General features: G+C 48.9%; 18 protein-coding genes and 1 pseudogene. 3 read left to right on the plus strand and 16 right to left on the minus strand.

The features are described 5' to 3' along the window. Positions 1 to 119: 119 nt before the first annotated feature. Positions 120 to 635 carry a DUF2179 domain-containing protein gene (locus tag MKY92_RS29050; protein WP_036606590.1) on the minus strand — a complete coding sequence of 172 codons (516 nt, stop codon included), beginning with the start codon at positions 633 to 635 and terminating at the stop codon, positions 120 to 122. A 346-nt stretch (positions 636 to 981) separates the two neighbouring features. On the opposite strand from MKY92_RS29050, the gene MKY92_RS29055 reads away from it, so the two are divergent. Then, positions 982 to 2,196 carry a Glu/Leu/Phe/Val dehydrogenase dimerization domain-containing protein gene (locus MKY92_RS29055; RefSeq protein WP_339298511.1) on the plus strand — a complete coding sequence of 405 codons (1,215 nt, stop codon included), beginning with the start codon at positions 982 to 984 and terminating at the stop codon, positions 2,194 to 2,196. Between the two features lie 596 nt (positions 2,197 to 2,792). On the opposite strand, the gene MKY92_RS29060 is transcribed toward MKY92_RS29055, so the two are convergent. From MKY92_RS29060 to MKY92_RS29110, 11 genes are all read right to left on the minus strand, one after another. Beyond that, on the minus strand, positions 2,793 to 4,445 hold the full coding sequence (locus MKY92_RS29060; RefSeq protein ID WP_339298512.1) for a hypothetical protein: 1,653 nt from the start codon (positions 4,443 to 4,445) through the stop codon (positions 2,793 to 2,795). 1 nt (position 4,446) lies between these two features. Further along, positions 4,447 to 5,232 (minus strand): ABC transporter ATP-binding protein, encoded by a 786-nt coding sequence (locus MKY92_RS29065; RefSeq protein ID WP_339298513.1) that lies wholly within the window; start codon positions 5,230 to 5,232, stop codon positions 4,447 to 4,449. Positions 5,233 to 5,466: 234 nt separating this feature from the next. Then, positions 5,467 to 6,975, minus strand: coding sequence for an RICIN domain-containing protein (locus MKY92_RS29070; protein ID WP_339298514.1), 1,509 nt, complete (start codon positions 6,973 to 6,975; stop codon positions 5,467 to 5,469). Positions 6,976 to 7,009: 34 nt separating this feature from the next. Then, positions 7,010 to 7,201, minus strand: a complete 192-nt coding sequence (locus MKY92_RS29075; protein WP_339298515.1) for a hypothetical protein — start codon at positions 7,199 to 7,201, stop codon at positions 7,010 to 7,012. Positions 7,202 to 7,335: 134 nt separating this feature from the next. Further along, positions 7,336 to 7,971 (minus strand): PepSY domain-containing protein, encoded by a 636-nt coding sequence (locus MKY92_RS29080; RefSeq protein ID WP_339298516.1) that lies wholly within the window; start codon positions 7,969 to 7,971, stop codon positions 7,336 to 7,338. Positions 7,972 to 8,194: 223 nt separating this feature from the next. Beyond that, a complete protein-coding gene (locus MKY92_RS29085; protein ID WP_339298517.1) occupies positions 8,195 to 8,995 on the minus strand; it encodes a PepSY domain-containing protein in 801 nt (266 codons plus the stop codon). Between the two features lie 78 nt (positions 8,996 to 9,073). Next, complete coding sequence (locus tag MKY92_RS29090) at positions 9,074 to 10,450, minus strand: ATP-binding protein (protein WP_339298518.1); 1,377 nt, start codon at positions 10,448 to 10,450, stop codon at positions 9,074 to 9,076. Next, the gene (locus MKY92_RS29095; RefSeq protein WP_339298519.1) at positions 10,447 to 11,202 is read right to left on the minus strand and encodes a response regulator transcription factor; all 756 of its coding nucleotides are present in this window, start codon (positions 11,200 to 11,202) and stop codon (positions 10,447 to 10,449) included. Before MKY92_RS29095 ends, MKY92_RS29090 begins: the two co-directional genes overlap by 4 nt. Positions 11,203 to 11,257: 55 nt before the next feature. Then, complete coding sequence (locus MKY92_RS29100; protein ID WP_339298520.1) at positions 11,258 to 11,902, minus strand: SDR family oxidoreductase; 645 nt, start codon at positions 11,900 to 11,902, stop codon at positions 11,258 to 11,260. 322 nt (positions 11,903 to 12,224) lie between these two features. Then, a complete protein-coding gene (locus tag MKY92_RS29105) occupies positions 12,225 to 13,406 on the minus strand; it encodes an NAD(P)/FAD-dependent oxidoreductase (protein ID WP_036606574.1) in 1,182 nt (393 codons plus the stop codon). A 24-nt stretch (positions 13,407 to 13,430) separates the two neighbouring features. Further along, the gene (locus tag MKY92_RS29110; RefSeq protein ID WP_124116740.1) at positions 13,431 to 13,877 is read right to left on the minus strand and encodes a DUF1641 domain-containing protein; all 447 of its coding nucleotides are present in this window, start codon (positions 13,875 to 13,877) and stop codon (positions 13,431 to 13,433) included. Between the two features lie 685 nt (positions 13,878 to 14,562). On the opposite strand from MKY92_RS29110, the gene MKY92_RS29115 reads away from it, so the two are divergent. Beyond that, positions 14,563 to 14,736 carry a CsbD family protein gene (locus tag MKY92_RS29115; RefSeq protein ID WP_017691655.1) on the plus strand — a complete coding sequence of 58 codons (174 nt, stop codon included), beginning with the start codon at positions 14,563 to 14,565 and terminating at the stop codon, positions 14,734 to 14,736. Positions 14,737 to 14,902: 166 nt separating this feature from the next. Here MKY92_RS29115 and MKY92_RS29120 read toward each other — a convergent pair whose 3' ends face one another. Beyond that, positions 14,903 to 15,904 carry an NAD-dependent epimerase/dehydratase family protein gene (locus tag MKY92_RS29120; RefSeq protein WP_339298521.1) on the minus strand — a complete coding sequence of 334 codons (1,002 nt, stop codon included), beginning with the start codon at positions 15,902 to 15,904 and terminating at the stop codon, positions 14,903 to 14,905. Positions 15,905 to 16,056: 152 nt separating this feature from the next. Between MKY92_RS29120 and MKY92_RS29125 the strand changes: the two genes are divergently transcribed. Then, the gene (locus MKY92_RS29125; RefSeq protein ID WP_339298522.1) at positions 16,057 to 16,575 is read left to right on the plus strand and encodes a cupin domain-containing protein; all 519 of its coding nucleotides are present in this window, start codon (positions 16,057 to 16,059) and stop codon (positions 16,573 to 16,575) included. A 277-nt stretch (positions 16,576 to 16,852) separates the two neighbouring features. Here the strand turns inward: MKY92_RS29125 and MKY92_RS29130 are convergent, their stop codons facing one another. The 3 genes and pseudogenes from MKY92_RS29130 to MKY92_RS29140 all read right to left on the minus strand — a co-directional run. Then, positions 16,853 to 17,932 (minus strand): DUF3658 domain-containing protein, encoded by a 1,080-nt coding sequence (locus MKY92_RS29130; protein WP_339298523.1) that lies wholly within the window; start codon positions 17,930 to 17,932, stop codon positions 16,853 to 16,855. 67 nt (positions 17,933 to 17,999) lie between these two features. Further along, the gene (locus MKY92_RS29135; protein ID WP_339298524.1) at positions 18,000 to 18,659 is read right to left on the minus strand and encodes a TVP38/TMEM64 family protein; all 660 of its coding nucleotides are present in this window, start codon (positions 18,657 to 18,659) and stop codon (positions 18,000 to 18,002) included. 257 nt (positions 18,660 to 18,916) lie between these two features. Continuing rightward, positions 18,917 to 19,351, minus strand: a pseudogene (locus MKY92_RS29140) (HNH endonuclease); the annotation flags it as partial. Between the last annotated feature and the right edge of the window lie 1,486 nt (positions 19,352 to 20,837).

A 20,837-nucleotide genomic window follows, 5' to 3' on the forward strand; every position in this document is an offset into this window, starting at 1 on the left:
GAATCGTACAGAGTTAACTTGGGGAGTAAGGTTTCAGGGATATATCGTGGCAACAAGACAATTCCAGATGGGATGAAATAAAAAAAGCAGGACTGCATCTGCCGCAGACCTGCTCGATTTTACTTTTTGATGGAACGTGTCCAGAAGCCGCCATGGAACTGTTTGGGCTCCACGGTAATAACAAATGCTTTGGGGTCCAGATCGAGAATCGTCTGGTAGAGCAATTTCTGGTTTTTACGTTTTGCCAGAATCTCCATCACAAGCCGATCTCCATCACGTCCACTGCCCACCCATGCAGTAACACCATATCCTTTATCTCGCAGGGCATTCGCGACGTTGTTGCCCATCTGGTTACAGATGACTTTAACGGTAACGTAACCGAGGGCGATCTTCTCTTCAATCCACGCACCGAGCAACACTCCCAGTCCATAACCCACCGCGTATACGATCAGGGCCGAAGGCTGAGTCAGGTATTGGAGCACAAGATTCAGACCGAGTACATAGATCACAATCTCACCCATGCTGATCAGTGCGGCGATATATTTCTGTCCTTTGAGTGTCAGAATCATCCGTAATGTATAAGCCGATACGTATACAATCTGGATCAAAAAGATAAATACCAATATTTTAAACAATCGTAATCCCTCTTTCCTGGTCTTCACAACGGAATTGGCCCTTTGCTGCATATCCTCGACGATTTCGTATCATCTATGCTTCCTGTATGTTCGCTCTATCTCCATCATTGGACGTTATACCCTCATTCTAAACGGTGGGATTTAAATCCGTAGGCATTTTCTGCTCTCTGGCATGCCGGAACTGCCATTATAGAACCGTTTGTACCGATTATCAACCCAGCGGAGGTCCCAGGGTCGAAAACGGGGGTCTTTGAATATGCTGTATCATCATAAAGCCAAGCACGCTGGCACAGGATATCAGGTCAAAACCAGGATGGATGGGTCAAAACAAAAAGGGGGTACCGTCATGCAGCTATGGCAGGAGATGGAGCGGGAAGGCATGGAGGAACTCTTTTTTTGCCATGATGCAGATAGTGGATTGAGGGCGGTCATTGCCATTCATAATACGGCCCTTGGACCTGCGCTGGGCGGATGCCGCTACTGGACGTATGCGTCCGAGGAAGAAGCTGTTCGGGATGCTATGAAACTTGCCAAAGGCATGACGTACAAAAATGCAATCTCCGGACTGCCGTATGGTGGCGGGAAAGTGGTCATATGGAATGTGCCTATTGCGAAGAATGCAAAACCGGATGAGGATGGTTGCGGATCTCAAAGTGGTGAGCATGTTGCTGGGGACTTAGAGGTAGAGCAACAGAAGGGCGCTGCCGTTGAACGGAAAGTCGTCGCTGATGAGATGACACATCCACAAGATAAAAGTCTGGATACGGACGCATCCAAGCGGGCGCAGCGCTTTCGCGCACTGGGTCGTTGTCTGGAGCGGCTGAACGGACGGTACGTGACCGGTCTTGATCTGGGTACCACGGCGACAGACATGGACCAGATCCGACTGGAGACCGTACATGTGACGGACACCACGGGTTCGCTCGGGGCGCAGGATGACTTCACTGCCGAGATGACCGCCTACGGCGTACACATCGGCATTGTGACCTCGCTGCGCCAGCAAGGCATTGCATCTTTGCAGGGCATTCCCGTTGCCGTCCAGGGACTGGGCAAGGTCGGGTATGCCCTGTGCCGTTACCTGCATGCAGCCGGGGCACGGCTCATTGTGGCAGACGTTGTACCGGAGCGTGTACAACGTGCCCTTGTGCAGTTCAGCGGCGCCATCTCGGCCGATCCGGCCCATATCCACGCCGCTGACTGCAAGGTCTTCGCCCCCTGTGCCCTAGGGGGCGTACTGACCCCGGCAACGGTGGAGGAGCTGCGCTGCTCCATCGTTGCCGGGGCGGCCAACAACCAGCTGAGTGAACGACAGCTGGTTGCAGGCCGCATGCAGGCGCGCGGTATCCTGTACGCGCCTGATTATGTGCTCAATGCAGGCGGAATCATCTCCACCGCCTACGAGCTGGAAGGCGCAGGGCCTGACCTGATCCGCCAAAAGGTGGCGGGGATTGCAGGCACGCTGAGCAAGGTATACGCAGAAGCTACGCAATCTGCGATCTCCACAGCCGATGCAGCCGATCGGCTAGCGGAATCCATTCTCCGAGCAGGCCACACAAGATAGGGCGCCCCACCCTGCCATCAAAGTATATTCATACCACCAACACATTCTCCGCCACTCTATAGGTTCTAAGTTTGAATGTACCGGGAACTCATCATGGGCTTCGCTCGATTTCAATATTCCGACGTACTGAGAGAGAGCCTACACTGCTTTACTTTATTCTAACGAACCTGATACACGCTATTTGGTCCTTTTAGCATGGATCTAAAATCTAACGAATCTCAGACACGTTATTGTGCCAAGTTTGGTCCTTTTTCAAGCTAAATAACTACTTTTCCGAAGGATAGCGTTCCTGAGGTTCGTTAGAATTTATATTTCAGATTTTTGCCCCAAATAGGTTGTCTCAGGTTCGTTAGCGCTGCGGGCGAAGGTTTCTTTGGGGGTAGCATCACTTATCAAAAGAGCTAACCCCGACATCAGCGTCTAGGTTAGCTCCTTTAAGCTCTTCTTAGTTCTTCTTAGTTCTTCTTAGTTCTTCTTAGTTCTTCTTAGTTCTTCTTAGCACTCTTAACTCTTCTAGGCACTTATCACTTCGTCCTTCTCATCTCTAATCCCTTATCGCTTTGGTTCTTAGCTCTTCGTTCTTCATTCTTGGTTCTTTAATTCTTCACTGTCTTCTTCTCTCGAAACAGTAGCGTCCACAGCAACACATTCGCTACGATCAATAGCGCACCATAGATCCATACGCCACCTGACACGGAACGGAAAAAGACATGGACTCCCCATAACATGGCAAGCACAGGGAGGGCGGCGAATACATACCAACCATCACTTTGCTGCGCCATACTGAAGGATTGGGAGAACGGCGGCTTACGCAGCAACAATTTACCTGCCAGTGGGACAAGCGCGGTCGCTGTCAGCATAATAATTGCAATATCCGGTAGTATCCGTAATCCAAATGTCAAGGTGAACAGAATGGCATTTGCCAGAAATATAGGCAGGAACATGTTGCATAAGAACGCCTTCAGAGCGCCTTTATATAACGCGCTATCATTTGCCATCGGTGCAGCGCGAAAGGTCCAGAATGCCTTGTATTGTCCCGAAAATTTCAGCATGACTACAACCGTTACAACCAGCATCAGCACGATGTAAAAGGTGTATACAAACGAACTTTGTCTAAACTCCGCCCAACTAGAAGATTGCAATTCAGTAAACCAAAATACATAAGGTAAGACAAATGATAAACCAAGCGATGGATACACCTTCAGCTTGAATTCCCGTTCATTACGCATCATGCTGGCTGACAGACGGAAGCAAGCCTGTTCCTCTCTCGAACGACTGACCACCTTGGAGATCAACCGATCCCATCTTCCACGTCTGCGTCCGGAGGACTGACCCGAATGTGCCATTTTTTCCAAATACAATTCAAAGGAAGGCATAAGCTTCACATATACGATCATACTTACCACAGGAACCAAGACTGCCAGTGCTGTGAACGTATAGATCCACACATTCCCGCCCCCTGCAAATAACCATTCATATGCGGCCGCATACCATAACGGAGGCAACAGCAACTGCCACCATGCCGGGGTAAATACCATACCAAAGTCAATAATGCTGAACGAACGGATGACCAGCTGATAACCAATTGCAATTCCCACAGACAGCAGAATCTGCACCATATTGATCATATCCTTCAGCTTCTCACCATCCAGAAACTTCATCATGAACAGATAGATCAGAGACGTTGTCACCAGAATTAGCATATTGATCAGAATCAGTTCTACAAGGAAAATCAGAAAGAATCCGATCCCATGCGTCACCAACGCGGCAATTAGCGGTATACCGGTTAATGAACCCGTCAGCAATAGCAGATAAACGCCTGCGTGGATGGCTCGGGCCATACCTACCGTTCGCCCATTAACAGGCTTCGTCATGATGATATTGCGATCCCGAATGTCCAGCAGTACGGAGGAAAAATCCGAGATCATGGACGTCATAATCATAAACATTAAGATGCCAAACACAAGACCCATCTGAAGCATAAAATGCCCCGTATCCCAGACGACGAAGGGAACCATCATCAGTCCCATTAATCCATATAACCACAGGGATCGAAGAAACTGATTACCTTCCTTGCGCTCCTTTTTCCCTGAATTGTTGGATAAAATAGTAGGTACTCTGCGTTGATCCATCTGGAACTTCACTCGCAAGATCAGGCGCAGCACATCATAATCCGCCCCTGTTCTGGAGATGAGCGGACGAAAGCGATCCAGAATCTTGAGTGTGCGGAAGTCGGAGGATTCCTCCATATCAGTACACCTCCTGCACAATGGATACAAAACGCTCAGCAATGGCTTTATGTTCATTAAAGCCCGTTAATTGATTGAATACTTCCTCCAGCGAGCCTTCCATGGATTGCTGTTGGAGCTGCTTGAACGTACCGTCTGCCACTACGCGTCCTTCAGCGATCAGTACAATTCGACTGCTTATCTTCTCCACCACATCCATGATGTGTGACGAATAGAAGATCGTTGTGCCTTTGGCTGACAATTGTGACAAAATCTCTTTGACCACCATCACACTATTGGCATCCAATCCGCTGAGTGGTTCATCCAGGAACAACAGATCCGGGTCATGCAGCAGCGCAGAGATTAACAGCACTTTCTGACGCATACCTTTGGAAAAGGATGCAATGCGGGAATGATATGATTTTTCCATTCCAAAACAATCCATCAATAGCTTGGCTTTGTAATCCGCATCCTCATAGGACATACCGTATAACTCTCCCGTAAAAGTCAGATACTCCGCAGGCGTTAATTGTTCGTACAATTCCGCCACCTCCGGAACATATCCGATCCTGCGTTTATACTCTACATCGCCATCCGCAATATCTTTACCAAAGATTCGCACCGTGCCTACATATCCTTCAACCAGCCCGAGTAAAATCTTAACCGTTGTACTTTTGCCAGCCCCGTTTGGACCAATATATCCAATCATCTCACCGCGATTTACTTCCAGATCGATGCCATTCAACACATAACGTCCGTTGTATCTCATACGCAAGCTTTCAATGGATAGCACTTGTTGTTCACTCACTTCGTTATCCAGCTCCTGTCTCTATCTTTTTCTATAATTTTACTAGTTTACCACAGTTTGGGATGGTAATGGTCGGCAATAGGTCACGATATCAGCCAACGTCTGGATATCCCCTTTGAGTAAAAGCATCACGTAACAAGCGTGAACACATCACAAAGCCCCTGTCCCACCTTATGGTAAGAGACAAGGGCTTCCACTTTATGTTGAATCTTATTTTATAATACTTAAAACGTCTTACTGCACCTTAACAATCTGAAAATGCTGATTCGTGCCGCCATTATCCGTCCACTGGATGGCCGCGGCCCCATCTGCCAACGATTGACCGGAGATATCCAATACCTTGCCTGTACTGCGGTTCTTCAGTTTATAATAACCACCACCTACATGGACGAGCTGCCATTGCTGGCTGGCCCAGCCACCATCATTCCACTGTTCAATGACAGCCCCGTCGTTCGTGAAACCATTCTCCACGCCAATTAGCTTGCCGCTGGAACGATTGATGATTTTGACATAACCGCCACCCGCATCGGTAATCTGCCACTGTTGACTTGTTGTCCCCCCATCTGCTCGCTGCTCCAGATCCGCACCGTTGGCGGAAGAACCCCCGATGACATTAAGCAACTTGTTACTTTTACGACTGATCAGCTGATATGAAGCATTCGGGTCCCATACATCTGGTGTACTTACTCCAGTTACGGTACCTGTTGCTGTATCAATCGTAATAATGCTGGCCCAGTTCATCGCCAGACTGGTTGCGCTTGGGAATGAAAGTGGTAGCCAGACATACTTGGAATCCTGCACAGGTCCGCTCCATGCCCCAGCCCAGCGATCACCCATGTAGAGATAGGAGGTGGTCTGCGAACCTTCTACCGGAACAACATAGGTAGATTGAGAACCATATGTTGTGCTATCTCCAAAATTGCTTAGGCCGCTCCATGTGCCTGTAATGCTGGAGGCTGTCGCATATTTGGCCTGATTTGGATTCCAGCCGGTCGCACCCGAGGTGATCAGGAAGTAGACGCCGTCTTTTTTAAATAGGGCAGGTGCTTCACGATATTGTCCGGGCCACAGCGTTGTGACAAGGGATTCCACACTCAGGAAATCAGGGGTCAGCTTATATATATTCAGATCGGCATTCACTCGGGTCGCGGAGATCAGATAAGCGGTTCCGTTATCGTTGTATACGGTCATATCTCTGGAATCATACCCAAGTGGACGATAACTGCCCACATACGTGTAGTTGCCATCAACCGTATTCGAAGTAGCTACCGCCACTCGGGCCTCACCATAATCCAGACCATTCTCCTTATGCATCCACAGCACATATTTGCCAGTCGAACTGTTATAGATGACTTTTGGGCGTTCAATGTTGGAGATATTTAACTCGGCTGCCGAGCTGCTGGTCAGCACATCATTACGATACTCCCAGTTCTTCAGATCCGATGAACGATACACCGATACCGCCTTGAACGTTCCATTCGTATTACGGTTCTCCCCAAACCAGTAATAATACCCATTTGCCTTGATCATCCCGCCCCCATGAGCATGAACGATATTGCCATTGGTATCCTTGAATTGTACCCCGTTCGTTACACTGAGCGGAGCAGCTGAAGCATTCGGTCCGGGTGCGAGCAGCATACCTATTGATTGCAGCGCCAAAACCAACACAAGCAAATAACTTAAGCGGCGGGTAAAGCGACGTGAATGTGTATTCTTTTTCAACCATCCATCGTTCATAGCCATATCGTAATGCACCTCCATATTTTTTGTGAAGCGCTTACATAAAAGAAAATCGATATGTCTCATCTGCCTCCGATCGATGATGCATTTCAGCATTAGAATTCCTGGCAATACTGGCTGAACGTTCACCTCCCTGATTCCGATTGTATCCGCCACGTTCCTGCTCGAATAGTGAACAATCCGGCGGAAGATGTACAATTTTATACTCCGCTCTCTCCATAAACAGCAAAAAGACGCTTCCCCCGAAGCGTCCTCTGCTATACCTGCCCTGCCCTCCATGATGTATCAATCTCTAGCTGAGTGCGGCTGTTCATAGGCAGGTTTTTATATGATGTTTTATCGGCGTATGCTCGCCCTTATTGCTTAATCTTGGTCGTCAAAATCCTGGTCAAACGATAACACTTTACCTGTGTTGGCATCGATATCTACATCTGCTTCACCTTGAGCGGTTCTCAGTTCGATCTCATACACATAGCGACCATCATCATGATCCAGCTCAACTTTGGTTACTTTACCACCCGTAACTTGTTTCAACGCAATGTTTGAAGCTTGGGATGCCGTCAATTTGACCTGCTTGGAAGCAGAGGTATTAGATGTGTTGCCTGTTACAGTACCTTTATAATCGTCGTCGTCATCGTAGTCTTCATCATTCACGACCGCAAGGATTTTGCCTGTATAAGCATCCAGACGAACGACAACATCATGGGTTCCTTTTCTGTCGATCTCAACTTCATAGAACGTTTGGCCGTTTCTACGCTCCAGATCCACGTCATCCACTTTACCATCGGCTGCTTTTAACGCCAACGCTTTCGCTTGTGATGCATTCAGCATTTTACCTGTGCTGTTCTGATTCTGTGTTACAGATTGTGTTGTTGACGTTGGTGTAGTTTGCACCGATTGTCCGTTCACATTCCCGCTAGCCGCTACGGCCGATCCACCAAGTAATACTGCTGCTGACAAGCTACCAATCCAAAGTTTATGTTTGTTCATCATCATCATTCATCTCCTCGTTGTTGTTGTTTTCGTTCTCGTCTACATTTATAGAATACCCTGCAGGAATGAGAGATCAGCGAGAGTTAGATTAGAATTTGATGAGAAAATGAAGAGAATGCTCATTTAACAGGTATTCATTGTTCATCTAATTGAAAAAGATGACCCCTAAACTAGGAATCATCTCTCTAAAGCAGTTTAACACTATATTTAATGTGTTCCTTGTAACATGTTAATCATCGTCCTCATCCCAAGTCACCGAACGAATCGCTCCCGAGATGGCATTCACCTGCACAATGGCTTCCCGGCCATCCTCCAGATCAATTTCAACCAGATAATATGGATTCCCGCTGTTGGTTCCACGCAGTTCGATGTCGTCCACTTCCCCCGGAACCTCCGCAAGTGCCTTCTGCTTGGCTTGTTTCTCGCTCAGAAACTGAGGTTTGGGATCATCCTTTGTTGGTTCAGTTGTCGGGGCTGTTATTGTTTTGGAAGATATCGTCTCTCCCGTATATGGATCAATCGTGAGTTCTTCACGGCTGTTATCCTTCGCCTTCACTACGGCGGTGTATACCGGACTGCCTTGTTGCTCCACAAGTTCAAGCGAGACCAATTGGTTATCTGTTTGTTGTTTTAACAACGCCGTCTTGATCTGCTCGCGGCTCCATAACGTCTTCTCTTCCACTTGCGGGTTCGACTCTAGCCGTTTAATGGAATTCACAGCAGCTGTAACGGCATCCACTTGCACATCATATAGGCCAGTCTCCGAACGGAGCTGCATGATATACGTCCCGTCCTTCAACGTGGAATTCACAATCTCCCCTGGATATTGATCCAGTACGGATTGGGCTGCCGCATCTGCGGTAAGTACCGCACCCGTCGATTGCCACGGCTTCCACCAAGCAACTACTGCCACAATCAGCACAACGAGAAGCCCTGCACCCCACCATAATGATTTTCGCGATTTCGCCCATCCGCTATTCCCCTGTTCATGCCGTTTCATCTCCGGTGGTCGCTGCTCATGCTCTGTCATCACGTTTCCCCCTATACACTCTCTTATCATCCCCAGTTGATCTGATGCTTATCAGTATATAAGAGAAGAATGAGAATTTCATGAGAGCGGCCCGTTCTGAACCGATAAAGGCAAAATAATCGAAGCCTCGGTGCCTTCACCCTCGGTGCTGGTCAGTTCGATCCGTGCTCCAACTGCTCCTGCAAGCTCTTTGGCAAGTGACAATCCCAGACCTGAACCGCTTGCGCCTAAGCTGCGTGTTCTGGCCGGATCAACCCGGTAGAATCGGTCAAATACCTTCTCCAGCTCGTCCTCCCGCATACCAATCCCGGTATCCACGATCCGAATACGGCACTCTTGCCCCTTGGCTTCCAGTCTGACTTCAATTGCATCTTCACTATACTTTCGGGCATTATCCAGCAAAATAAACAACAGTTGCTTCAGCTTGCTCTCATCGCTGATCGCCCAGATTGGACCTGAATCTTCACACCGGACTTCGCGGTGATAGGCTTCGCGAAACGCACGTGTGGAGTCTGTAGCCAGTCTCGTGATATCCACACGCTCCAACTGTACATTCCACTGCTCTGGTTGCTTCGCCAGCAGTAACAGTTGCTCGGTCATCTCTCGCATGCGAACCGATTCAGACAGAATCGCCTCCACCGCTTCATCAAATACCTCGGGCCGCTCTTTTCCTCGCCGCTGTAGCAGACTGGCATAACTCTCAATAATGGTCAGCGGTGTTTTTAGCTCATGAGATGCATCCGATACAAATCGCTCCTGTCGTTCAAAGTTGGATTCGAGCAGATCCATCATCCGGTTAAAAGTCTGTCCCATCGTTTTCAGTTCATCCTTCGACCCTTCCTCCAGTGGAAGACGCTTGAATTGGCCGCTGGACTGTATATCAGTCATCGTGCGTGTCATCTGCTGAATCGGTCTGGTCATTCGATTCGCCAGAATCCGGCTGGAGATAATGGCTGGAATTAGAGCAATAATCGTGACCGCCACAAGCACAGTCCGCAGTACAGACAGACGATTCTCCGTCTCTGCAATGCTCTCGGTGACCTGTACATTCACCACCTCGCCATCAGGCCAGATGACCGGGACTGATACCCACACATAACCAATCTGCTCAACTTGGGTATACTCTGATTTCTTCTCACTTTCGTACTTATAAGGTAGCTTGCTCAGCTGCTCGGAAGCTGCTGTTGTTGTCACCGGGGAACTGGTGCCGTCTTCATTAACGATTCGAAGCATCCCGTTCACAGGCGCGTAGGCCCGCAGCAAGTCATCCGGCGGAATGGAGCCGGCAGACTGACGTACTCCTTTGACAATAGACTCCGCTTCCGCTTCCACCCGATTAACCTCGTTATCAATCGACATCCGTTCAAACACGATGTAGACCGACAGGTTCACCGCGATTAACAGCACAGCAAATAATACAGACGAATATCCGTAGATTTTACTGCGCAGGCTCATAACTGTTCCTTCAGGACGTATCCAACGCCCCGTACGGTATGTATTAAGGGTGGTGTGAATCCGTTATCCACCTTTTTGCGCACATAACGGATGTACACATCCACCACATTGGTATCTCCATAATAATCGTATCCCCACACAGCCTGCACAATCTGATCACGACTGAGCACCTGACGTTGATTCTGAAGCAGATACACGAGCAGGTCGAACTCACGTGGAGTAAGCTCAATGGCCACACCATCTCGGGATACCTCTCGCGTTCCTTCATTTAGTTTCAACCCGGCAGCCGTCAACCAGCCCGCCTCAGCTTCATCCTGATGCCCAGAAGAGTCATTCCCCGTATCAGCAGGTGTAGACGAAGAAGCGGAAGAAACAACAGACGCCACTGCACTAAGCCGCAATGCAGCCCGAACTCTGGCAAGTAGCTCTTCAATCTGGAACGGCTTGGTGATGTAGTCATTGGCTCCGAGATCCAGGCCGGATACTTTGTCTTCTACAGAATCTTTGGCAGTGAGCATAATGATCGGAACCGTAGCATCTTTGGCCCGAACTCGCCGCAACACTTCAATTCCACTCAGACCAGGTAACATCACATCCAGCAGAATCAGATCCCATTGTCCGTCTGCATACTTCTCCAATCCTTCTGTTCCACTGCCTGCCTTGCCTACCTGATATCCCTCATACTGTAGCTCCAGTTCCAGCAGACGTGCTATTTTGGGCTCATCCTCTATGACCAGCACGGCTTCGTTCATGCAGCGCTCCCCCTCATCCCCATCATTTCATTCTCCCGTTATCTTACAATAACATTTACAATTTGCCCAAGGCATCTTCAACGGGATGCTCCCCGGCAACCAGATCAAAGGCCATCCGGTACGTCTTCTCTTCCTGCAAAGAAGCCACGATTACACGGGCTACATCTTCACGTGGGATGCTCCCCGGCTCCAGATCGGTTCCAACTGCAATCTTGCCTGTGCCTGGTTCATTCTTGAGACCACCTGGACGTATAATCGTGTAATTGAGATCACTTGCAAACAATGCACGATCCGCATAATGTTTCGCCACGTAATAAGGCTTGATGGACTCTGACCATTTCTCCCGTTGATCTGCGCCATACGCACTGACCAGAATATATCTGGAGATTCCTTGCTGCTCTGCAGATTCCATTGTTTTCACCGCACCGTCGAGATCAATAAGCAGTGTTTTGTCCTGACCGGTAGATCCGCCAGAACCCGCCGTGAACACAATGGCATTATGATCCTTCATTGCCTCAGCCAAGTCCTCCACACTGCCCTCCAGATCACCGATCACCACATCAGCACCTAGTTCCTTCAGTGCAGCCGCCTGCTCCGGTTTTCGGATCATGGCCGTTACTTTATGTTTGCCTTCCTGTACCAGCTGTTCCACCACTAACTTACCGATTTGTCCATTTGCTCCTATAACTAAAACGTTCATACGTCATTTCTCCTCTCAGTTGAACGGGCTGCTTGTTGTTCCGCTCCCCGTTCCTTTTATTTAAAGATGCTCATCCTATAATTTAAACGAAAGCCGGCGCTTCTAAGCGCCGGCTCCCAGGTTCATGCCCGTTCAGTACATCTATGAAATGTGAAGTCTTCCGTTGTCCCTTTAATATGCCATATACCTTAGGTGGTTTATACGCGACCTCACATCGACCACTTTTGCCACACCTGTTTCCATCTGAATATCAGTTATTCTTTGTAATTGTGATAAACAAAAAAAAGGACGCCCAAAAAGGCGCCCTTGAATGGCATTAAGATTAGTAAGCCAGTGCGAACAAACCGTGAATATGAGCCAGGTAACGGATGTTACTTGCTTCTTTCATCATGGTTGCAGGCAGACCTTTCAGACGAGTCTGATTGCCACCGATCATGCCGACAGCATCTTTACGACCCAGACTTCCCAGCGTACCGGAGAATACTGGTGTGAAGGATTCCATTGCGCCACCTTTGAACATAACGCCCAAGTTGTGACCAATAGTCTCACCCATTTGCCAAGCCAATTGTGCTGTTGGAGGGTAAGGGCGAGCGCCTTCGCTAGGGAAGACCACTGCGCTGTCACCAGCAACAAACACGTCTTTGTGAGAAGTCGATTGCAGAACTTCCGTAACTTTCGCACGGCCACGATCCACTTCAATTCCGCTGTTAGCAACAACAGCGTTGCCTTGTACGCCACCTGTCCATACGAGTGTGTTCGTAGGGATGGAGCTGCCGTCTTTCAGCAGAACTTCGTTTTCTTTCATCTCGGTAATCGCTACGCCAACGATGAAGTTAACGCCACGTTTCTCAAGACTTGATTTAGCACGCTCAACCAGCTCCGGCGGGAATCCTGCCAGGATGGAAGGACCTGCTTCAACTGTGTACAGGGATACTTCTTTGAAGTCGATGCCTTTTTCTTGACATACTGCAGGAAGCAGGTCAGCGAATTCGCCAACAAGCTCAATACCTGTCAAGCCGCCGCCACCAATAACAAACGTAGCGTCTGCTTTGTTGCCGGACTGTTTGTAAGCATCAAGACGTGCTTCAACGTGTGCACGAATACGGTTTGCATCGCTAACCGATTTGAGCGTGAAGCTGTACTCTTGCAATCCCGGAATTCCGAAGAATGCCGTTTCGCTGCCCAGGGCAACGACGAGTGCATCGTAAGAGTATGTGGAGCCGCTGGTCATCAGAACTTTCTTCTCGTCCGGCTTGATTGTATCCACCGTATCGATTTTCAAGTTCACGTTTTTGCCACGCAGCAATTTTTCGAGTGGAAGAGCAACTGCTTGTTCAGCAATGCTTCCCGCTGCAAGACGGTGCAGTTCCGTGATAATTTGGTGTGTAGGGTAACGGTTCACGACAGTAATTGTCGCTTCTTCCGGAGACAAGTATTGACGCGCAGTCAATGCAGTCAACAGACCGCCGTATCCTCCACCCAAGATCAAAATTTGCTTCGACATATCCATCCTCCGTTCTTCTAAGTCTTAACGTTTCTGTTGTTGACGCTCGTTCAGGATGCTCAAGAAAGATTGAGCAAAACGAAGCGATTGTTGTACGTTTGGATCTTTAAGCATTTTCAGCATAGCGAACAAGCCAACTGAAGTTTGCTCTGTTTGCGCACGGTCATTGGCTTCGATGGCAGCAGAAGCTACACCTTTAGCTTTGTCTACAACAGGCTTAGCGAACTCGCCCATTGCGCTCATTGTGTCGCTGATCAGAACTTTGTCTGTTGCTACACTTTGTGCAAAGTCATAAGCTTTTGTCATAGCAGTAACCATTTCAGCCAATTTAGGCAGGTTCTCCACCAGAACGGTTAAAGACTCCTGTACCTCAGGCTTCATCAGTTGATCCAGAACGTCCAAGGACTGGCGCTCGGAAACGTTGGCACCTTCTGTAACTGGCACCTCTTGTTGAGTAGGCGATTGTGACATAAGAGAAAGTCCTCCTTTACTTTGGGATAGAAGTCCGCGACTTTCATGATGCCTGTCAAGCAGAGCCGAACCACAAAATACATCGAATACATTTAAATGTACCAAATTTCACACAATAGGATGAGCGTAGCTCATGGCCACTCCCATATCATGCATTGTATCTTGGATCTATTGCGGACAACATGTGTTGACGCACAAAACGACAAGCAGGCCGAAACCGAACTCTATACCCTTATATTACACCTCTTACACATGAACATGAAAAAGAAATTTTTTACACTTGTGAAGATATTGTGAACATTGTAACAAAATCGATTTTTTTGTCAACCCATGAAGGCAAGCTAACGCCGCCGATCCTCCTGTCCAAGATCCGTATTCCTACCACATGTGGTATTAAGACAAGATCACATATGACCAGATGTGCGATATGTACACAAGGAAGGATTCGTTTATCCAAAATTTCAGGAATTGTTTTCCAATATCAAGATAATCATGCAACGAAATTGGTCACTGTCGTTATTATGCAGCGTTGGGCTCAGCCTTATTCCATAATTGAGACATCTTTTCTATTTCAAGTATGAACCTCTTGCGTCACGAATGCAAAACTTGGCACAAACCCATTGCGTTTAGAATACGGACATCCCGGTTAATAAGGACTACACCAGAAACGAAGGAGATGTTCGATATGAGTAATTCAACTAGCGATAAAATCAAAGCAGGCGTAAACAAGGCCAAAGGCGAAGTGAAGGATCAGATCGGTAATGCAACCAATAACAGATCCCTTCAGGCTGAGGGTAAAAAAGACAAAGCCAAAGGTGCCGTACAGGATAAAATTGCCGACGTTAAAAGAGATCACTAGATCCTTTTGATGCAAAAGTCAGAAAGCACGAAGATTTCGTGCAATAGATCGTTTTAAAATAGCCTGACCGTCCGTGTTCGGAAGTTATCCGAATGTGAGACGGAGGCGCAAAAAAGCCATGGAAGGTGTTACTCAATACACCCTTCCCTGGCTTTTTTTGTGCTTTTTATACTGCTGGAACTGCGTATCTTGCCATATCGATAATGAAACTGCGCGTTTCCCTTGTTGTATGGTATTCACGGCTGAACTGTCTGACCCATTCGGGATGTTCCCGATACCAGCGGAAGGTTTTTTCCAATCCCTTTTCCAACGTGGTTTGCGGTAACCATCCCAATTCCGCTCGCAACCTGCCTGAATGTACGACCAGACTGGACCCTCTGGACTGGGTTGGTTCCTGCTCCCGAATCTCTACAGCAGCTACGGATCGATCCATCGGTTTCAATATCTCCCCGATCTCTTGCATGGTTGTTCCAAGCCCTGTTGATATGTTGTAGACCTGTCCGTCTTTGCCTTTCAGCATGATCTGTTCAATGGCCCGGAGGGCATCATCTACATACAAGAAATCACGCACTGCCGATCCCTGAATATCCAGAGGCAGTCCGTCCAACATCCGACCAAAGTTTCGGGGAATAATACGGTCTGGTAATTGCCATGGACCATAGAGGTTGGTCAAACGAAAGAGTTTGACTGGAAGTTGGTAACATTGAGCATAGGAGTGAGCCAGCATTTCACATGCAACTTTGGAAGCGGAATAAGGAGAGACGGGTGCATACGGATCTGATTCATGATAGACTCTGCCCCAATCACCGCCATACACTTCCACGGATGAAGCCAGCAAGACTGGAATGTGATGTTCCGTAGCATATTGCAGGATAGCCTGTGTGCTGAGTGTATTATTGCGGAAAACTTCCCCTGGCTGATGATACGAATAATCCACGTGTGGCATGGCCGCCAGATGGATGATGTAATCTATTCCTGGAGGTAGATGAATCCGGTCCGCTGCAAGGTCACAACAGATGAACGGCATCTCATGCAGAGGAGAGATATGAACAAGTCTCTGACAGTAATCATCCCGATCCAGAAGGGTAATTCGATGCCCCTTTTGCGCCAAATACTGTGAAAGATTAAATCCCACAAATCCAGAAGCCCCTGTAATCACAATGTTCACACACGATTCCCCCTTGCGATTTATACAACGAGTGCATTGAAGAGAGTTTATGTACTGAGTATAACCTTAAAATGATACATTTTGTATCATTTTACAATTGTTTTTTGTTCGTCCTTGACGTTATAGGGTAATTTATAGTGAGGTGATGTGAGATGAATGAACGGAAAAAGGACATAGAGACGTTATTCCTTCAGGATGACGGTGTAATTCCCAATCATCCGACCCTGCCTGTGCTTTTGTATAAGAACGTATGGGTTGAAGAGGCCCTTCACGCAGAATCGTTGTTAAACCGTAATGGATGGGGAAATAGCTGGTTGAATGGTGTGTTCAATTATCATCATTATCATAGTAATGCTCATGAGGCACTTGCTGTGGTGAGTGGATTCGTGAAACTGATTTTAGGCGGAGAAAATGGTCAGAAAGTTTACCTTCAAACTGGTGACGTTGTCGTGCTTCCCGCTGGAACAGGGCATAAACGCCTGGAGTCCAGCAGTGATTTTCGTATTGCCGGTGCTTATCCGGGCGGCATGAGTTACAACACACGCACAGGTGAGGAAGGCGAGCTGCAGAAGGCTCTTCAGGAAATACGTGAGGTTCCGATCCCGGATACCGATCCGGTCTATGGACAGCAGGGACCGTTACTAGAAATCTGGAATGGGAAGAAATCTTAATACAATGATGATCATAAAGAAGAATGTTATTGGATATTGCACAAGCGAAGCTGTTTTAGTACCTAATGAGAAAAAAATAGACTGTTCCCCGGACATGCAGGAGTTACTCACCGGTGGAACAGTCTATTTAAGTGTTAAATCTGAACAGCTGGTAACGGAGACACTTCGTGATCATCTTTCTTTATGCGCAAGGAACTGCTCAAATCTTCCGTCTTATTTCAAACTTTGTGATCTCGTCGCTTGTTTTCCTATCCGTGCGTTTCAGCCTCAGTCCCTTTCAGCGCTCGGGAAGCCGAATACTGTAATACCTCATTGCAAGTGGCTTTCCATCCATTTCAAGTTGGCCTTGCAGCACCAGTTGCCGTAGACGGTACTCCACGAACGCATCACTTATATGCTGGCTACTTGTACCAATCACTTCACCCACAATACGAGCTGCTCGGATATACTTGCCTGGCTCCCAGTTCGGTGTCAGTTCCCTCACCTTCTGCATGATGTACTCGTCCAACGCATCTTCAGTTAAGCTCCGAATCACGCCATTCTCCATCATACGTATTAGCCCAGGCTGTACCGAAAGTTCCAGCCAATCCCGCTCCAGTTGGCGGCGCTCTCGCTTGGACAATGGCTCTTGCTCGGAGCAAACGTGCCACATCGCCAGAAGCTTTTCCGGAAGAATCTCGCCTGTGTGGAGCACATCATATTGAACGTCAGGTCTATCAAATAATTGCTTATATAAACCACTCGTTTCGATAAGATATATGGGGCTCTCGCTGTTCCGCAATAGATACATGGCGTAGAGCAGTCCCGTCTTCTCCCGTGCATTATTCGCATACCAGATAATGATCGACGTCTTGGAATCAAAGGACTGTATTGTGGCTTCGAGATCAAATAATGATTCCAGTTCATGCATGCCATATGCCTCACGGTCATTGAGACACATTCGTTCGGTCAGCCAGAGATGCCTGCGTTGCAAGTCTGCACGCCGGGTGAGATCACCTAATGGCCCTACCGCATAATTATCATCTATAGAGAAATAACTCCGTTTTTCCTGATCAGGTAATGTACTCATTCCCATTTTCAGACTACTCAGAGGTGATTCTCCAAACGTAATATGAATTTCATTTGGCTTGTCGACCTCGGCAAGAGCTTGTTGTTCCAGACGACCCAGATCAAAAGGGGTATCCATATTCCGAAACAGTGACTGTACCGCTTCCGCAAAATCCACCTTTCCGCCTTGCTCTTCCTGCCGCTTGACCACATGTCCTGACTTCATATAGAGCACACGCAGTACTGAACGAAGTTCATCTTCACTCATACGATTTATCGTTCGGCTGAATGCATAGATATTATCATTCATGCTAGGTCCTCCTTCGAGCTAACGAGATTACTGACATCCCATATCTGCACACTGATCATTCTTTGATTCAAGAAGAAATCGATTTGCCAGTTGTTTGATTCAGATCATGCAGACCTTCTCCATCTGACGATGACCGGGTAAAGTGTCGCTCCAGTTTGCGGCTTGCCCACAGGGATACCGCAATAAACAGCAATACGCCTACCCAGCGTATAGGGTGCTCCAGAAATTGTTCCACATTGGAACCGATATACGTAACAGAGAAGATCATGATCGCTTTACCACAGCCCACCGCAAGCAGGAAGGATAACAATCGCATTCGCGCGATACCTGCCGCCACGTTAATAATGACAAACGGACCTACCGGGAAGATACTCAGCAGAAAAACATAACTGAATGCATTCCTTCGAATCCATACCATGCTGCGTTGTACACGAGGTTTGCGTGCCCATCGCTCTACAAAAGCGGACTTCCCGATCTCCCGTACGATCAGGAACGTAACGGTACAACCGAGCACCATGCCGATCCATGAATATATAAATCCTGCCCACAGACCATATACCGCACCGTTCACACCTACAATTAACAGCGTTGGAAGCGGCGGCACAAATGATTTCATAAACGTAAGCAAAATTCCCGGTAACGGGCCCAGGGAGCGAAACTTCTCCAGCCAGAAACGAATATTTTCTTCCGTAATATATGACATAATGTCCAATGCTGCCGGGGTCATCTGCATCCATCCAATCTATACAGTCTAAGTTCTCAGGCTTGATGTTTACTATACATTTCATCATTCATATGGATGATGAAGCTTCTTAAGCAACTCCCTCCCAGTATAACGTACATCTTCGATGAACACCGTTGTCAATTTGAAGAAATTATTGCACAGCGAACTGACTTCCCACCCCAATCAAAAAAGCACACCTCGACCTCTGTGGTCTTGGTGTGCCCTTCATATCGAAACCCCGATCCATCTTCGGGGGCATATTATCCTTCTTCCAACTGCGCTTCCTGCATGGCCAGTTCAATCAGTTCTGCCTGATGGGCAGCATTCCATTCGGGAATACCGGAACGCATGAACTCTTCGGCATCCATCGCTGCTTTGGACTGGTTGCACAGATTGCAGGCGCAGACACAGTTGAGCGGAGTGGTATGTCCACCTTTGGCACGCGGCAACAGATGGTCAATCGTATCTCCATACGATCCACAGAAGTAACAGGTGTTGTGATCTCGAGTCAGTATATACCGCTTGAAATCCTTGTTGCTGAACAATCGGCGAATCGTGTACCGATTGACCACCACAGCGGCTTTTTCCTTCACCAGCGTGACTGCAAGCTCCATGTCCACTTCCTGATGCCAGCGTCTGCCCTTGTCGGTCTTGCCTCGCATCCGTACCATGCCTTGCCGGTTGGTCCGGAGCGAAGCCGGATCCTCCGGGTCGATTGCGACCGGGGCCGACGGGGTCTGGCGGCGGGGACGGCCATCCATGCCAGCCCCGTGACTGCGGCTGGCATGCGCGGGACGCTGCCCGGATGTACCGCGGGCAGCGTCTTCGCCGTTCGCCTTGGGCGCACGCTCCTTGCGCGCTTGGCGCGGCTTGGACCCTGGCGAGCCAGGCTGGCGCACGGGCGCAGGAGGCCCTGCCTCCGCAGCAGCCCCAGGCGCTTGCCCAGGCTCGCGCCCGGTGGCGGCAGGCTGTGCCTCCGCCGCCGTAGGTGCAGCGACCGTGGTGGCATCGCCACGGTCGCTCAGAGCCAGCGCATGGGCCTCAGCAGCTACGCTACGGACCTGCCCTGCGCCGGGCGCGAGCGCAGCAGCACGCTTGCGGCGCCGCTTGCGCTTGCGTTTGGCTGCGGTCGGTTGATCCGCAGCCATGGGCTCTGCTGCCGGGCCTTGCGGCTCAGCCGGCAGCAGAGCCTGGTGGGCCGCCGCAGCTTGCTCGGCGGCCTGCACTGCAGCGGCAGCTCGCGCGCCAGCCCGCTGCTGTGCAATGCCTTTTTCATTCGCAGCAGCATGCCCCTGCGAATGCCCTTCTTCCCCACGCCAGTGCTCGCCTGGCTGTGGCTCAATCAAGACCTCACCTGCCGAGCCATTGTGCTCCAGACTCGTCTCTCTCAGCTCATTGCCCGTTATGCTCTCTGAACGCTTGCTCTTCCTCCGTCTTCTCCTTTTCTTCCGAATACCCGAAGAAGAGGGTGAAGAAGTCACCAAGTCAGTATGTTCATCGTCATTCGATGATGATAAATCTACTGACGGTCGAGACACCAGAATTTTGTCAGACTCAGACACCGTAGCAGCTCCCTGCTCCATACCATGGGAGGTACGACCTGCCTCATTTCTCACTGAGGCAGACGGACTGTCAGTAACCTCACGGGTCTCCAAGCCATCCCGTTGACGCTGCATCCGTTCATTCGTTCGCCCGCTCACACTTGAACCTGCCTCGTGGTCAGCCTGTCCACCGAGCTGGCGACAGCTGCGGCAGGCTCCCCGCCTGGCTCCGGGACCTGCCCGCTTTCCGGTTCTGCGCCGGAATTCGGACATCGGCCGCTGTTGTCCGCAATACATACACGTTTTGCTCAGTCGCGCTTCTTGTTCCGTCTTTCCTTGCCGGAAAGGGGCTGGACCCGTCTCCATATTGTCACCTCGGTTCCGTATGAATCCGGTTTCTTTCTATTGTATCACATCTGCTCTTGAACACCCTCATGGCCATAGGCCTGATAATCTTTTGAGTTGTACTCCTGTGTCTGTTCACTGCATTCGTGAAGAATGTGTTCCACATATTCCAATATATCTTGCATCGGTCTCCCGCATTTTTCGCATGTTGTCATTATATTCACCTTAATCCTGTTATCCATAATGTATTATCGTTCCGCCTTATGATTACCCCTCAACCATGAAAAAGAAACAC

The organism is Paenibacillus sp. FSL R5-0623, from assembly GCF_037974265.1.
Taxonomy (GTDB): domain Bacteria; phylum Bacillota; class Bacilli; order Paenibacillales; family Paenibacillaceae; genus Paenibacillus.

What these genes read in the sequence shown, in the direction of transcription:
- MKY92_RS29090 (WP_339298518.1), bottom strand. Translation starts at nt 10,450, where the DNA reads ATGAGCCTGCGCAGTAAAATCTACGGATATTCGTCTGTATTATTTGCT.
- MKY92_RS29070 (WP_339298514.1), bottom strand. Translation starts at nt 6,975, where the DNA reads ATGGCTATGAACGATGGATGGTTGAAAAAGAATACACATTCACGTCGC.
- MKY92_RS29085 (WP_339298517.1), bottom strand. Translation starts at nt 8,995, where the DNA reads ATGACAGAGCATGAGCAGCGACCACCGGAGATGAAACGGCATGAACAG.
- MKY92_RS29080 (WP_339298516.1), bottom strand. Translation starts at nt 7,971, where the DNA reads ATGATGATGATGAACAAACATAAACTTTGGATTGGTAGCTTGTCAGCA.
- MKY92_RS29055 (WP_339298511.1), top strand. Translation starts at nt 982, where the DNA reads ATGCAGCTATGGCAGGAGATGGAGCGGGAAGGCATGGAGGAACTCTTT.
- MKY92_RS29100 (WP_339298520.1), bottom strand. Translation starts at nt 11,902, where the DNA reads ATGAACGTTTTAGTTATAGGAGCAAATGGACAAATCGGTAAGTTAGTG.
- MKY92_RS29135 (WP_339298524.1), bottom strand. Translation starts at nt 18,659, where the DNA reads ATGACCCCGGCAGCATTGGACATTATGTCATATATTACGGAAGAAAAT.
- MKY92_RS29105 (WP_036606574.1), bottom strand. Translation starts at nt 13,406, where the DNA reads ATGTCGAAGCAAATTTTGATCTTGGGTGGAGGATACGGCGGTCTGTTG.
- MKY92_RS29125 (WP_339298522.1), top strand. Translation starts at nt 16,057, where the DNA reads ATGAATGAACGGAAAAAGGACATAGAGACGTTATTCCTTCAGGATGAC.
- MKY92_RS29115 (WP_017691655.1), top strand. Translation starts at nt 14,563, where the DNA reads ATGAGTAATTCAACTAGCGATAAAATCAAAGCAGGCGTAAACAAGGCC.
- MKY92_RS29110 (WP_124116740.1), bottom strand. Translation starts at nt 13,877, where the DNA reads ATGTCACAATCGCCTACTCAACAAGAGGTGCCAGTTACAGAAGGTGCC.
- MKY92_RS29095 (WP_339298519.1), bottom strand. Translation starts at nt 11,202, where the DNA reads ATGAACGAAGCCGTGCTGGTCATAGAGGATGAGCCCAAAATAGCACGT.
- MKY92_RS29060 (WP_339298512.1), bottom strand. Translation starts at nt 4,445, where the DNA reads ATGGAGGAATCCTCCGACTTCCGCACACTCAAGATTCTGGATCGCTTT.
- MKY92_RS29130 (WP_339298523.1), bottom strand. Translation starts at nt 17,932, where the DNA reads ATGAATGATAATATCTATGCATTCAGCCGAACGATAAATCGTATGAGT.